The 11763-nt window shown below is 53.2% G+C and carries 17 protein-coding genes and 2 pseudogenes; 11 read left to right on the forward strand and 8 right to left on the reverse strand.

What is annotated here, in order from left to right; translation table 11 throughout:
* Positions 1–176 precede the first annotated feature (176 nt).
* Positions 177–437 carry a hypothetical protein gene (locus tag FHL07_RS23355; protein WP_138738970.1) on the reverse strand — a complete coding sequence of 87 codons (261 nt, stop codon included), beginning with the start codon at positions 435–437 and terminating at the stop codon, positions 177–179.
* Positions 434–751 (reverse strand): hypothetical protein, encoded by a 318-nt coding sequence (locus FHL07_RS23360; protein ID WP_048362293.1) that lies wholly within the window; start codon positions 749–751, stop codon positions 434–436. The genes FHL07_RS23355 and FHL07_RS23360 overlap by 4 nt, the downstream gene beginning before the upstream one ends.
* A 140-nt stretch (positions 752–891) precedes the next feature.
* Between FHL07_RS23360 and FHL07_RS23365 the strand changes: the two genes are divergently transcribed.
* The 4 genes from FHL07_RS23365 to FHL07_RS23380 are packed head-to-tail and all read left to right on the forward strand — an operon-like array spanning position 892 to position 3121.
* Entirely contained in the window at positions 892–1395 is a 504-nt protein-coding gene (locus FHL07_RS23365) for a hypothetical protein (protein WP_138738971.1), read from the forward strand.
* Entirely contained in the window at positions 1392–1901 is a 510-nt protein-coding gene (locus FHL07_RS23370; protein WP_138738972.1) for a hypothetical protein, read from the forward strand. The genes FHL07_RS23365 and FHL07_RS23370 overlap by 4 nt, the downstream gene beginning before the upstream one ends.
* Entirely contained in the window at positions 1898–2257 is a 360-nt protein-coding gene (locus tag FHL07_RS23375; protein ID WP_138738973.1) for a hypothetical protein, read from the forward strand. Before FHL07_RS23370 ends, FHL07_RS23375 begins: the two co-directional genes overlap by 4 nt.
* A gap of 54 nt (positions 2258–2311) precedes the next feature.
* On the forward strand, positions 2312–3121 hold the full coding sequence (locus FHL07_RS23380; RefSeq protein WP_138738974.1) for a hypothetical protein: 810 nt from the start codon (positions 2312–2314) through the stop codon (positions 3119–3121).
* A gap of 99 nt (positions 3122–3220) precedes the next feature.
* Here FHL07_RS23380 and FHL07_RS23385 read toward each other — a convergent pair.
* Positions 3221–3418: pseudogene (locus FHL07_RS23385) on the reverse strand (helix-turn-helix domain-containing protein); the annotation flags it as partial.
* A 327-nt stretch (positions 3419–3745) separates the two neighbouring features.
* On the opposite strand from FHL07_RS23385, the gene FHL07_RS23390 reads away from it, so the two are divergent.
* Positions 3746–3955 carry a DUF2790 domain-containing protein gene (locus FHL07_RS23390; protein WP_238705581.1) on the forward strand — a complete coding sequence of 70 codons (210 nt, stop codon included), beginning with the start codon at positions 3746–3748 and terminating at the stop codon, positions 3953–3955.
* Between the two features lie 169 nt (positions 3956–4124).
* On the opposite strand, the pseudogene FHL07_RS23395 reads toward FHL07_RS23390, so the two are convergent.
* Positions 4125–4682 (reverse strand): annotated as a pseudogene (locus FHL07_RS23395) (recombinase family protein); the annotation flags it as partial.
* A gap of 424 nt (positions 4683–5106) precedes the next feature.
* The gene (locus FHL07_RS23400) at positions 5107–5376 is read right to left on the reverse strand and encodes a hypothetical protein (RefSeq protein ID WP_133143878.1); all 270 of its coding nucleotides are present in this window, start codon (positions 5374–5376) and stop codon (positions 5107–5109) included.
* 393 nt (positions 5377–5769) lie between these two features.
* Here FHL07_RS23400 and FHL07_RS23405 point away from each other — a divergent pair, with 393 nt between their 5' ends.
* The 3 genes from FHL07_RS23405 (at position 5770) to FHL07_RS23880 (ending at position 7212) form a co-directional block, all read left to right on the forward strand.
* Complete coding sequence (locus FHL07_RS23405) at positions 5770–6279, forward strand: hypothetical protein (RefSeq protein WP_138738977.1); 510 nt, start codon at positions 5770–5772, stop codon at positions 6277–6279.
* A 10-nt stretch (positions 6280–6289) separates the two neighbouring features.
* Positions 6290–6820 (forward strand): DUF5384 family protein, encoded by a 531-nt coding sequence (locus FHL07_RS23410; protein WP_138738978.1) that lies wholly within the window; start codon positions 6290–6292, stop codon positions 6818–6820.
* A gap of 182 nt (positions 6821–7002) precedes the next feature.
* Positions 7003–7212 (forward strand): hypothetical protein, encoded by a 210-nt coding sequence (locus FHL07_RS23880; protein ID WP_238705580.1) that lies wholly within the window; start codon positions 7003–7005, stop codon positions 7210–7212.
* 70 nt (positions 7213–7282) lie between these two features.
* Here the strand turns inward: FHL07_RS23880 and FHL07_RS23420 are convergent, their stop codons facing one another.
* The gene (locus FHL07_RS23420; RefSeq protein WP_138738980.1) at positions 7283–7744 is read right to left on the reverse strand and encodes a DUF4234 domain-containing protein; all 462 of its coding nucleotides are present in this window, start codon (positions 7742–7744) and stop codon (positions 7283–7285) included.
* Between the two features lie 520 nt (positions 7745–8264).
* Here FHL07_RS23420 and FHL07_RS23425 point away from each other — a divergent pair.
* Positions 8265–8528 (forward strand): CopG family ribbon-helix-helix protein, encoded by a 264-nt coding sequence (locus tag FHL07_RS23425; RefSeq protein WP_010657468.1) that lies wholly within the window; start codon positions 8265–8267, stop codon positions 8526–8528.
* On the forward strand, positions 8491–8781 hold the full coding sequence (locus FHL07_RS23430) for a type II toxin-antitoxin system RelE/ParE family toxin (protein ID WP_138738981.1): 291 nt from the start codon (positions 8491–8493) through the stop codon (positions 8779–8781). The genes FHL07_RS23425 and FHL07_RS23430 overlap by 38 nt, the downstream gene beginning before the upstream one ends.
* Before the next feature lie 81 nt (positions 8782–8862).
* On the opposite strand, the gene FHL07_RS23435 is transcribed toward FHL07_RS23430, so the two are convergent.
* Together FHL07_RS23435 and FHL07_RS23440 are read right to left on the reverse strand one after the other, a co-directional pair.
* Positions 8863–9114, reverse strand: a complete 252-nt coding sequence (locus FHL07_RS23435) for a hypothetical protein (RefSeq protein WP_138738982.1) — start codon at positions 9112–9114, stop codon at positions 8863–8865.
* A gap of 75 nt (positions 9115–9189) precedes the next feature.
* Positions 9190–9615, reverse strand: coding sequence for a hypothetical protein (locus tag FHL07_RS23440; protein ID WP_138738983.1), 426 nt, complete (start codon positions 9613–9615; stop codon positions 9190–9192).
* A 1562-nt stretch (positions 9616–11177) separates the two neighbouring features.
* Here FHL07_RS23440 and FHL07_RS23445 point away from each other — a divergent pair.
* A complete protein-coding gene (locus tag FHL07_RS23445) occupies positions 11178–11597 on the forward strand; it encodes a hypothetical protein (protein WP_073515003.1) in 420 nt (139 codons plus the stop codon).
* Positions 11598–11763: the final 166 nt, after the last annotated feature.

The following is an 11763-nucleotide window of genomic DNA, read 5'->3' on the forward strand; positions in this document are numbered from 1 at the left end:
CCAGGTACGAATCACCTCCCGCCTCGACCGTACTGGAATCAGCCGCGAGTGCGGCCCGCCGAGGCGTACCGAAAACGTCCACTTGGTACGGGTGGTATCACGGCCGGCGACAAACTCCCTGACCGCGCTCTGTTGCACCAGGTGCTGCAGCGCGTCTTCGTGAATCCCGTCCCCGATCACAGCAGCAGCGCCTTGACGCGTGCCTGTGAGGCGTCATCCATGATCAGGTGCAGGCTTTCAATCTCCCCCGGTTTAAACACCTTAAGCACCTCCAGCGCTTCGACGAAGCCTTGCGCCCGTTCGCTGGCCAGATGCACCTGCAGGGTGTCGGCGCTGCGCTCGATGGCTGTCAGGCGGCGGCTCAGACTTTCTAGAACCTCAAGGGGCATTTTTATCGCGATAAACGGATCGTATTCGTTAGCGTAACGGCCGCTCATTCGGGCACTACTCCGTACGGACCGCCCAGCGCAGCCGCGTCATACGCAAAAAAGGCCACATGTTTAACGGGTAACGCCCCCGCGCTGGCCACAGCTGTTAACCAGTCCCATAGCCGTGTCACACAGCGGATATGTTGTTGAGCCACTTCCTGCATTAGATCCAGCAACTGGGCCTCCAGGGTGGCGGACGCAATGCTCAACAGTTCAGGCTTTAGGTCCAGGGCGATGCGCTCGGCCAGCTCGGCAGTCTCGGGGGATAGTGCGCGCAGGTCGCGCAAACCGCGCTCATAGGTCGGTGTGACGGGTAACGGCATGGAGGTGGCGTCCTTATCCGAGTCAGTGGCCCACAGTGCGTAAAACCACAGAGGTGGGGTCTGGCGTACCAGTGTAGGAGGGGTGTGGTTTCCGTGCCCACAAAAAAGGCCCCCACGCTCGGCTTGAGTGTGGGGGCCTTTTGAACATAAGCGGCGTTATTCGCAGTGTTGCTAGTAGCAACACGCGCTATTTGTCCGATTACTCAGCTGATTGCAGCGGTTCTGGTCTTCAGCGCCGCTTTTTTTCGTCTTACCAACCACTGCATTGGCCGTACCGACGACCAAAAATCACCACCCAATTAAAAGCCAAAATATGGCTTTTAATTAATCCAATAATTGGCTATTCTAGAAGCCATAAACACAACACGAGTAATGACGGCATGCACACCGAGCATCTGCAGGATCGAATGAGGCAACGCGGTATTTCAGAAGCCATGATCGGGGCGATTCTCACCATTGGTGACTGGAACGCCCGGGGAGACAGACTTGTACTCCCAGAGCGCGCCATTACCCCCTTGCTACAACAGAAACGTGAAGAACTGAAAATGCTTGAGCGGCTGGCACGGCGCGGTGGTGCATCGCTTGTTATCGAGGGCGAGGCTTTGATCACCGTCTACTCCAATACTAAGAGAACACATTTATGAGTCCTGAGAACGCCAGAAGCTTTTCGGTAAGCAGAGGGTCGATCCTCGATGGTGATTACACCCTAGACATACACCCCGAAGCCTTTGCCGAAACGGCCAGCCCCGAGCCACTTCAACGGGTAAAAAACGAGCGCAAATACAATGTACGTATCAAGCAACACGACCTGTATCTGCTCGATGCCTTAGCAGAGCACGAAGGCGTATCACGTTCAGTGCTGATTAGTAAGCTCCTGCATGACATGTTGCTTGATGAATTGATGAGCATTCCTGATCGAGACGCTCGGGCGCTGTTGGCCAAAACCGCCGATGAGCGCGCTGCTTACGATGTGTTGTCCAGACCTTGGGTATTTGATGCCATCGGTTCTGAGTGTCAACATCTGCTGGAGAACATCCTAGCGTTCAACGCGACGTATGAAATGATGCCGGATCCCAGCGCGCCTGAAGATGCCTACAACAGCGATACATTCATTGGAATCAAAGAAAAGTTGGATGGGGTGAAAAAATGAGCATCGGTATTCTTTCGACCGTGATCCAAGCTATTGGTGAAGCCCAGATAGAAGCACGGGCAGAGCAACACGCCATGGTCAATGTACGACCCGGCGAAAAGGTCTCTGCCATGCTGGACCTAGTGGCTGAACTGTCCGGAAAAAGTGCCACTGGGCTTGTTGCAGAAGTCCTCTCAGCGCGTCTGCAGGCCTACGCGACCTCCGCCTTCGCGCGTGCCGACTCGATCATGGATGCTGCTGAACAGGCACTCAAACAGGATTGCATGCTCCAACCTGGGTGCGCGTTGGACCTGTTGGCAAAGGCGAACGTGATCACCATAAAAACCGGGCTGCAGAACAAACGTCCAGCGCTGTAAATAGACTTTCGATCAAGGCACAACGCAATGGATTGGCATATTCAAGGAGGGGCCGTGGACGTCAAAGAAGCACAGGTTTACCTGACCAAAAGTAGCATGGGTAAATTGAAAGACCTCTATTTCGAATCGGTCCACAAAGTGGATGAACACGTTAGTAAAGCGATCTACAAAGAAGATTTGGCCTGGATATTATCAGTGGTTGAGTTGAAATCGTTGTATGCCGAGCTACTGGTAGCGTCTGGTATCGAAACATTTAGGGTCGCTGGCACCAAGGCCCAACGAAACGATGGCCGGCATCTATTCAGAAGCAATGGCCCACTGAAGTACCACTTTGATAGCTCCTGCAGCTACCTGAAATCGGATTATTTGAATTTTACTATTCCACCGGAAATAGAGCTAAAAGGCCCCGTCGAGATCGAAAAATTCCGGGTGTTCGCTGAGGCAAACAAGCACTTACTGCAGGACGATCAGGAAAAATTTCTGACCGCATTAGAAGCGCGGTTCTTGCTCAAGAACAGACCGCAAAGAATTGAATACAATAATTCCGGTCAAAGCGAATTCAGCCTGCTTACCGTGGAGGAAATGGAGCAGGCAATCCAGTCGCACCTTCGGGCTGCTAAGGAATTTCACGAGGCGTACCCTGAAGTCAGAAAGCGAACCTTCGCGCCAAGGCGCGTGATCGCCAGCCCGCAGGCAACTGATCTTGATAGGGAGTGGCATAACGTCTACAAAAGACTGTTGAAATCCATGCTAAGCCAGTATTACCGGAAAAGTCATGATCAATCTCAGGAGGAAAGCTTTCTGAAATCGTTGGGCTTCGAAGCTTGCAAGGCGTGCGCGAAAGCAACCAATACACGACTGTAGAGGTCGAGTAGAAACGCTTGTTCGTGAAGGTCGTTTTTGGCCACAAGCCCGCAGGCAGCCAACCTGGAGCTGCCCCGATTAACATAAATCCCGATCTATCTATTGAGGCAAAGCACGGTATAGCGTGGCTCGATACACACCAAAAAAACGCGCAACCTCGACCACTGATTGACCTTCCTCGATCATCCGCCGCGCATGGGTTATCTACTCAGAAATCAAAACAGGCTTTGGCCCGAAGCGAACGCCTTTTGCTTTCGCAGTAGCTCGACCAGCACTGGTGCGCTCACCAATTGAGGACTAGGAACATATCTTTCTAACCATAATTCCTGTTCTTCGCACTCAGCCACGCGAACATCCAGCCGTATCGCAGCCACCGATTGTTACTGTTCCTCCAACAATGCTTTCCAGTCTTTGGGATTTATCAAAAAACCCAGAGGCATAAACTAAACACAGCTTCCAAACAAAGCCACGAAACGCCGAACCAGCAGGGTCCAAGCAAACCACCCTCCCACGTTTCGTAGAGCCTTCGGCCTTTAAACATTCCGACTGAAGACACAAACCGTTTGCATCGTTGGGACATTGAAAATGAAACTGTTTAAAACATTGATTACCGCTTCTTTTGTAATGTTGGGTAGTCAAATGGCCTTTGCTGATCAACCTGCTGTTGAGCAATACAGCTACAGCTCACACCTCGACATCGCCAAAGTGATTCACATGGACGCAGTCCCTGACGTCTGTGAGGTGGTTCCAGTCCAAATGACTTATTTGGACCATCAAGGTCAGCAACACGTTATGGAATACCGAGTAATGGGTAACGGTTGTTCAAATAACTAACTCTGAGTCCCAACGAGGCCTGCTCGTTGCAGGCCAAGTTAAAACGCCCCTCGATGAGGGGCGTTTTTTATGGGCCGCTGTCAGTTACCGGTAGACCTCTCGACGGTTGCCCGTTAGCTGTGAGGGCTTTTACGTAAATCGTAGATTCAGCGCAGCCATCTAGGCCCACAGGCAACGCACGATATAGCGTGGCTCGATGCACACCCAAAAGACGTGCAACCTCGGCCACTGATTGACCCTCATTAATCAACCTACGTGCATGAATTATCTGCCCAGAAGTCAAAATAGGCTTTGGCCCAAATCGAACGCCTTTGGCTTTCGCGGCAGCTCGGCCAGCACTGGTGCGCTCCCCAATAAGAGATCGCTCGAAGTCAGCGATTCCGGCAAAGATTGTTAAAACCATGCGCCCAGCTGGGGAGGTGGTGTCGGCCCATGGTTCTGCAAGTGAACGCAGACCTGCACCTAAGGTTTTGAGTTGTTCTGCAATGTGGAGGAGGTCGGTTGTTGACCTGGCCAAGCGATCCAACCGCGTTACGGTCAGCACATCACCTGGTCGCAAATGATCGAGCAGCCGACTGAGTTCTGGACGGTCTTGCTTAGCCCCACTGACCTTCTCCTCAAAAATCCTCTGACAACCGTTTTGCCCTAGGGCAATCCGTTGCTGCTCCAGATCCTGACCTTGCGTCGAAACCCGAGCGTATCCGATCTGCTGACCTTCGTTTTTCATGAAGCACCTGTCGCATAACTTGTCGCAGGTAAATTACCATTCGCGACAGATTTACGCGACAACTCCGAACCAACGAATTCGGCAGATTAGAGCTTGTCGCATAAATTAGGATTTATGCGACAGCTAGGGCTTGGAGCGACGGGCAACTAGGGGTGAACGCAAAGTTCGGAAAAAACGCACGGTAACCCCAACCAACAGGATGAATGGCGCTCGCAAAGCGTCAGAGTAGGATTTATTTCTGCGTTTCCCTGACGCTTCCGCGTCAACCTCTATGGCCTCAACCTGACAGGTCACGGCCTTAGCGTACAAAAAATCTCCGTTTTCTCTATTCGCCCAATGGACATCTAGTCGGAATCCTTCCCTCTTTGACTGACGTGGCCATCGGCCGTAAGCGTGCACGGATCATGAGACAAGCCGCCCGAGGTTATTCCATGCACTTCGACAGGTAGATCTCCTCGATCTCCTCAGGCGACAGCGCCCGGCTGCTGTACACCCGCCGAATGGTGTTGCGTACTAATTTATCTGTGTCGTCATCCCCATTGTTTACGACGCTCAGCGCGGCCTTTAAGGAGTGTCCGTTATCGCGGGCCACGGCCGCACTTTTTGCCATACCGGCCAAGTTCTCGCAGACGCTGTCAGCAGCCGATCCCGTCAGGGGGGCGAGCAGGAGCAGTGTCACTAGCAGATTTCTCATGTGATCTTTCCTCGCATTGGATATGCGGTTGACCGAAAATTGTATGTTGCCCAGGTGCACGAGCGGATCATCGACGCCGGCCAATATGTGCCTATAACTGTCGTAGTCGTCTAGTCTGTTCACTATGTGGGCTACCGATCCTCTTCTCGCCACGACTGGTGCTCAGGGAGGGCAAGCTCTCGCATATCAGCCCCAACTATTCCCTACCCGCGACGGCTGAGTCATGGCCGGATTTACCATAAATGCCGTTATTGGTACTGGTTTTAAGAGCCCAATACACTCAAATTTCCTTAGCCTTGCCCTCTTGAGTTTGATTAGAATGATGGCACATTGACTTCAAATAACAATGGATTGTCCCATTCGGGATTTCTTACGCTCATAGAGATATTAGAAATGATGATGTTAAAACGCTGCTTGGTGCTTTCTGCTTTTGCCGCTCTTGCTGGCTGCCAATCTACCGGTGAGGAGTATCAAGCAGATGTATTTGACGCCACTCAGGTAAACACCCAGCAGGAAGCTAAAACCGTAAAAATCATTACGATTTCGCCGAGCAAAATCAAAGTCAGCAATGAGAAGAATAAGAACGCAGCCATGATGGCAGGAGGGGTACTGGGTCTTATCGGTGGTGCTGCGCTGGGCAATACGAAAAACACTGACACGGCCCTAGTTGGCGGTGTCGCCGGTGGCGCTGCTGGTGCGATGGCTGGATCGATGGTCAATGGCACCACCTTAGTGCCAGGCGTACTGATTGGTTATTCCGAAAACGGCAAGATTTTCACTTCTGCTCAGGTCGGTCGCCCTTGTGAGTTCAAGGTTGGCGAAATATCTCTGATGGTAATGACGCTCTCCAACGAAACACGTATTCAGCCGAATGCGACCTGTCCAGAACCGAAGAAAAGCTAAGGGGCCTGATATGAAACACATTGCTCTGGGCTCCGTCCTAGCACTGCTCACCATGCCTACATTAGCAAACCAATTCGATAACCTGCACCAAATCGAACAGCAAACCAAACAGGCTGAAGCGGCCTCTGAAGCGGAACGTAGCCGCCAAGCCACAGCCGAACGGGCCCGCGCCGAAGCGCGCAGCGCTGCGGAGCGTCGGCAACGTGCAGTATCGCAGCAAGCAGCGCAGCAAAAGGCCTCTGAGCAGCGCAAAACACAAGAGATCGAGCATAAGCGCGTTCAAACTCGTGAAGAAGTCTTCGAAGACGAGCAACGAGCATTAGATCTAGAAGAACGCCGTCTAGCAATACAAGCCAAGCGAGCCCGTGCTGCACGCACAAACGATTACATCGATGCAGAACTGCGTAATGACGCGGCACGCACCGATGTGATCCAAGCTGAAGCTGACTCTGCACGCAATATGACTTCCGGCGCCAAATCCCTACTGGAAGATGCCGGAAAAGCTGAGGTCAATCGCTCCAGCCGCTTATTCGGCAAGTAATCTTCCTATCGACCGCCCCCGGACCAAAGTCCGGGGCACCCGCTATCAGAGATAAATCCATCATGCTGCGTTTATTTACGCTAGTTGCCGTAGGTCTCCTCCTAAGCTCCTGCTCCAAAGAAGATCCAAAAACACAGTTATCGACCGTCGACCTACACGGGAGCCTAGTGATAGATCAAGAAATGACGACCAGCCGTCAGTCCCAGGGAATAAACGGTGAATATTACAAGCGTATCCTCACCGTTAATGGCCAAGAAATGATACTGGCTGACTTCATCAAACAATATTGCCCTGATACCAATACTCGCAACGAAACTTGCGTGAAAGCCTACCGCATCAAGAAAATCGATGATGTCAGCGGAGCAACCAAATTCCTCCCTAGTGGGCTATAACAATTTCTGGTAAACGCTTGCCAAGCAAACAGCCCGCAATCGTGTTGAGACTGCCAGCCTGTCGATCGCATCAGACCTGAGTGGTTTGACCACGCAGGATCTGTTGCTTACGTTGCTCTTCAGGCAGGTCGTTGATGCAGTAGTTGATGTAGAAGACGTTCAAGAAGAAGGTGTAGAACGCGTTCATGCGCAGATCGATTTTATGCTCGCGGAGGGCGTATTCCGACAAGGCATTTTTGGCTTTAAACGCCCAGACGATATACAGGGCGTTTGCCGCAATAATCAGAATGCCGGACAGCGCATCGAACAGTGCCTCACCCACATTGGATAAAGCGCCGCTCCAGCCAAGGCAGACGGCCAGCCAGATAATGTAGGTGTTATCGACCAGTTTGATCTTGGTTGTTTCGCTGATTTTCTGATTGGTTCTGACAAGCCACAGCAACAGATACAGCCCCAGGGTTGCGCTCGACAGCAATACCATATTCAAGGTTTTGGTATTTAACTTGTCTTTGAGTTCATTGATGTCAGGCATAGCGATTCCATGTTCAGGATAGAGGGGATGTCGTACATGGAGGGGTTAAAGTGGAGGCATTGTTATGCGGGATAGGGTGAAGCACACATTCCCTGCGCTGTCTCTAGCCTGTGGCGATTGATTAGAAACGGGGTTCTGAATCAATGCTGACCATCTTCCATGTACGGGAAAATGATAGCACAGTGATAGCACGCTAAGTGCAGCCGCGATCCTCCCTTAGTTGATTACCGAGCGAGTAAAGCGCGCAGGCCGTAGGCAGCGCGTGAAGGAGCGAAGCAATCGCACGCAGACCTTGAGCCCTGTGCCGCTGCTGGACGGCGCACAGCGACTGGAAGGCGCACGATTTTTGATCAGATAGCGGTGCCTGTACTTAACCTAACCAGCGTTATTCGCACTGGATCGATGATAGTGAGTGCTCATAAATGATTAGCAAATAGTTGCGATATTCCACTGATAGTGGAATACTCAAATATGAGTAGACAACGTCTACATCGTAGACAAAATCGTGTGGAGTGATAACATGGCCTCGCCTGTCCTGTCTTTTCGTGTGGAATCGGAGCTGATTAACCAGCTCGATCAGCTCGCTGAAGCAACTGATCGGGATCGTCAGTACCATCTCAAACGTGCATTGGCACGTTATGTAGAGTCAGAGTCCTGGCATTTTCGAGCGGTAGCCGAAGGGATCGCTGATGCTGAGGCAGGCAATCTAATCGACTTGGATGCCGTGAAGGCTAAGTGGGTGGCTCGTGCCGAAAATCGCATTAACCAGCAAAGCGGACAGTGACCTCGAAGGTATCTACGAGCATTACGAACCGCGTCTAGGTGCTGAAAAGGCCGAGGAAGTCATTTTCCAAGTGCTGGAAGCCATAACCCGACTGGAGACCTTTCCTCAGTTAGGGAAAGCCTCGGATATCCCTGATTGCCGAGAACTGATTATTTCGAAATACCCCTATCGATCTATTTACACGCGGAAGGGGGATACCATCCTGATATATCGAATTCTCCATCAGCACGCGGAACGCCCTGACGATTGGTGAGTTCGGAAGCAAAAAATCCTGCCTTGGGGCGGGATTTTTTGTGTCCGACTTACATACGCGGCGTTATTCGTAACGCTCGGATCAGTCTTTGTCGTCTTCATCCGGGCCGTACAGCGCCACGCGCACCGCGTCCTCCAGATCCATCAGCGCGTCTTCTCGCTCTTCAGCGGCAAGGTATAACGCTTTGTGGCAGACCAACCGCTCCGGCTCTCTACCCACGTTTGCCGCCGCCTCCAGCGCGTCTCTCGCGTCTGACACCGCTTGGCCAGCCGCTTCAGATTTGGCGAGGTGGACGGCCAAGGCACCCAGCGCGGCCGGGTCAATCTTCAACATAGTGAGGTTCCTTTCTATTCGTCATGCGCTCCCGTGTTGCTAGTAGCAACAACCAGGCGAGCGATATTTTTGCGCCTAAAATCCAGCGGCTCGAGCCCGCAACTTCATGACGGTTCGCGCTGAAATTCTCCCAATGTCCTCTCCATGAAAAACCATGTGCGCCCGATGCGACTTGGTTTCCGCGTCCCAATCCTCCAGATCATCGATCAGGAAGGCGTGCTTGCCCAGGTACGCTGCCGCCAAGTCAGCGGCTAGGCTGCGGGCGGGTTCGCCCGCCGTTTCGAAAACCCAATCCAGAATGTCGCTCATCTGCTCGGTGGGTGTCCGCGGCACAACACCTTTGGCCTGATCCTGGACGAATGCGTTGTAAAGCAGTGCGCCAACCTCGGGATCTTCTGCAGGGTTGCCCGGGCAGAGCCTGGACTCCCAGGGAATCTGATACATCGATTGGCCAAGAACGTCCTGTAGGACGTAATCAGACGGCTTTACCAAACGCTGCATGAGATTGCTCCTTAAAAAAATCGCATGGTAGCGCATCCCGAGCAGCCAAAAGCTGCTCGGATAAACCGCCACCTCTGGTGGCGAGAACAGCCTGACAGACGCCTCCCGAGCCCACGAGGGGGGTGAGGAAAAATGGCCCCCAGGCCAAATTTTTCCGGTCTGCCCTGGTGAAGCCCGTTCAGGGCGTAACCAGGGTGCGAAGCATCCGGCCGCAACGCTTGCGTGCGCGTCAGGTGAAACCGGACCAACCTGGATTCGCGATGTAGCAGTCGAGAAAGGGACAAAGGACCGCAACGAGACGTCGCGCAATTGCAGAATGCAGGTTGGTCCGGCTTTGCCGGGCGCGCACGCGGGTGAATTTTCGAGACAAGCCCGTTCAGGGCGCAGGTGAGGAAAGAGGGTGGAGGCTCGCGCAGCGAGTCGGAACCCTGAAAGCCTTACGGGGCGCTCCCCCGTAAGGTTTGGGCGTCCCGCAGGGCGCCCATGACAGACCGAAGGGATGGAGCGTTATTGATCTGTTTCAGCGGCGTATGACCTATTAGTCGTTCTATTGGCTTTTCTATTGCTGCGGTTATTGCTTGAGCAATAGAAGGGCCATAGGAAAAGTACAAAGGTGAAAAGGTACAAAAGAACAAAAATCCAAAAGCATTCGCGCTACGCGCTCACCAGCTCGACCCCCTAAAGGGGGACCCCCACTCACTGGGAAAGATCCAAAGCCGGTAATAACCTTGAGAGACAAGAGCACGAGCAATGATGGCTGACGCCAGTCTAAGGCCGCCCACTGGCGGCAATAATGATGGCTGCGCGACGCACTTGATGGCTCCCACTGGCGTGGGAGCCCCTACGATCGGCTTTTAAAAAAAGCGTCTCGCATGACTCCACGCAGTGAGGATTTTGTTCCAGGTGCGACCACCCGGCTCCCACTCCCAACAGGCGTTCCAGACTTTCGGGGATTGTTTACCACTGCGCCCCCTGCCCTCTTCGGCGTCTGGCGGTTGGTGGGTTTTAGGACAGTGACAGCGCCCGTGGTTGGGTTTTTACGCTGCCCTGCCATTGCCTTCTCGCCCTTGCGGGTCGCACCTAACCGGCTATACCGGCTGCCGTGAAGAGATCCCCTTGATCGGCAGCTATTACTTCCCGGGCCCAAAGCATCTTGATTCCAAGCGTCGGGAAGAGGTGTCGGGGGAGGCTGGAAGCTGGACAGACGGGAGTTTTCCCGACAGAATTGGCTTACCAGGTCTCGTTCCCCGCACCGAAAAGCAGAGATTCCCCGAGACCTTGGCCAGAGCGATTGCAGTCGCCGCTGGCCCGAATGAAACCCTGCCTTGGCAGGGTTTTTTCGTTTTAATGCTATGTATCTATTACCCAAAGATATTGCGTTTGCTCGCTCAGCGCAAACCCTGTGTCTTTCACAAGCTGCCGTGTGGGTCTGGCAGCTGTGCTGCCTACCAGCACGGTAGCCAACAAGGTCCACCGGACCGCGTTAGGGAATGGTCGGTTAAGTCTCATAAATAGCAGTAGACTGTAGGGCACCCTACAGACAGAACCCGACACTGCCCTACATGGCAAAATTAACCATCGGCCGCATGGCAAAACTCTACGGTTTACACCGTTCAACATTGCATGAGGCCGTGTCTAAAGGCCGCGTAACTGCTGGCCTAGACGGTAAAGGGCAAAAGGTTATCGACCTATCAGAAATGATCCGTGTTTATGGCGAACCACAGGGGATCACCCTACACCGCCCTACACTTGACCCGACACCCTCACCCTACACTTCCCCTACACCTGAAATTGACGCCCTACACCCAGCCCTACACTCGCTGGTTGAAGAGGTTCGATTGCTGCGTGCAGAGATACAAGAGCTGCAACAATCACTTCGGCTGATCGAGCATAAACCCGAGCCTAAACCTGCATTGCCTCACAACACGAAGCCAGGGGAAGCCCCTACTTGGGCAAATTTGCTCGACGCTCTCGATAACTAAAAGCCGTGGCCAGTTTCGCGGGCGCGAAACTTCACAGTTCCACCGCAAAGCCTCGCACGCCGAGCCCTTCGGCAAAGCGACCCACCGCCGTCAGGCTGGCCCAGGTACGAATCACCTCCCGCCTCGACCGTACTGGAATCAGCCGCGAGTGCGGCCCGCCGAGGCG

Origin of the sequence: Pseudomonas sp. FSL W7-0098 (genome assembly GCF_005930585.1) — a bacterium.
Taxonomy (GTDB): Bacteria; Pseudomonadota; Gammaproteobacteria; order Pseudomonadales; family Pseudomonadaceae; genus Aquipseudomonas; species Aquipseudomonas bubulae.

Coding starts and splice junctions, on each gene's coding strand:
- FHL07_RS23355 (WP_138738970.1), bottom strand. CDS start 437: ATGAGCGGCCGTTACGCTAACGAATACGATCCGTTTATCGCGATAAAA.
- FHL07_RS23360 (WP_048362293.1), bottom strand. CDS start 751: ATGCCGTTACCCGTCACACCGACCTATGAGCGCGGTTTGCGCGACCTG.
- FHL07_RS23370 (WP_138738972.1), top strand. CDS start 1,392: ATGAGTCCTGAGAACGCCAGAAGCTTTTCGGTAAGCAGAGGGTCGATC.
- FHL07_RS23375 (WP_138738973.1), top strand. CDS start 1,898: ATGAGCATCGGTATTCTTTCGACCGTGATCCAAGCTATTGGTGAAGCC.
- FHL07_RS23390 (WP_238705581.1), top strand. CDS start 3,746: ATGTTGGGTAGTCAAATGGCCTTTGCTGATCAACCTGCTGTTGAGCAA.
- FHL07_RS23400 (WP_133143878.1), bottom strand. CDS start 5,376: ATGAGAAATCTGCTAGTGACACTGCTCCTGCTCGCCCCCCTGACGGGA.
- FHL07_RS23405 (WP_138738977.1), top strand. CDS start 5,770: ATGATGATGTTAAAACGCTGCTTGGTGCTTTCTGCTTTTGCCGCTCTT.
- FHL07_RS23410 (WP_138738978.1), top strand. CDS start 6,290: ATGAAACACATTGCTCTGGGCTCCGTCCTAGCACTGCTCACCATGCCT.
- FHL07_RS23880 (WP_238705580.1), top strand. CDS start 7,003: ATGACGACCAGCCGTCAGTCCCAGGGAATAAACGGTGAATATTACAAG.
- FHL07_RS23420 (WP_138738980.1), bottom strand. CDS start 7,744: ATGCCTGACATCAATGAACTCAAAGACAAGTTAAATACCAAAACCTTG.
- FHL07_RS23425 (WP_010657468.1), top strand. CDS start 8,265: ATGGCCTCGCCTGTCCTGTCTTTTCGTGTGGAATCGGAGCTGATTAAC.
- FHL07_RS23435 (WP_138738982.1), bottom strand. CDS start 9,114: ATGTTGAAGATTGACCCGGCCGCGCTGGGTGCCTTGGCCGTCCACCTC.
- FHL07_RS23440 (WP_138738983.1), bottom strand. CDS start 9,615: ATGCAGCGTTTGGTAAAGCCGTCTGATTACGTCCTACAGGACGTTCTT.
- FHL07_RS23445 (WP_073515003.1), top strand. CDS start 11,178: ATGGCAAAATTAACCATCGGCCGCATGGCAAAACTCTACGGTTTACAC.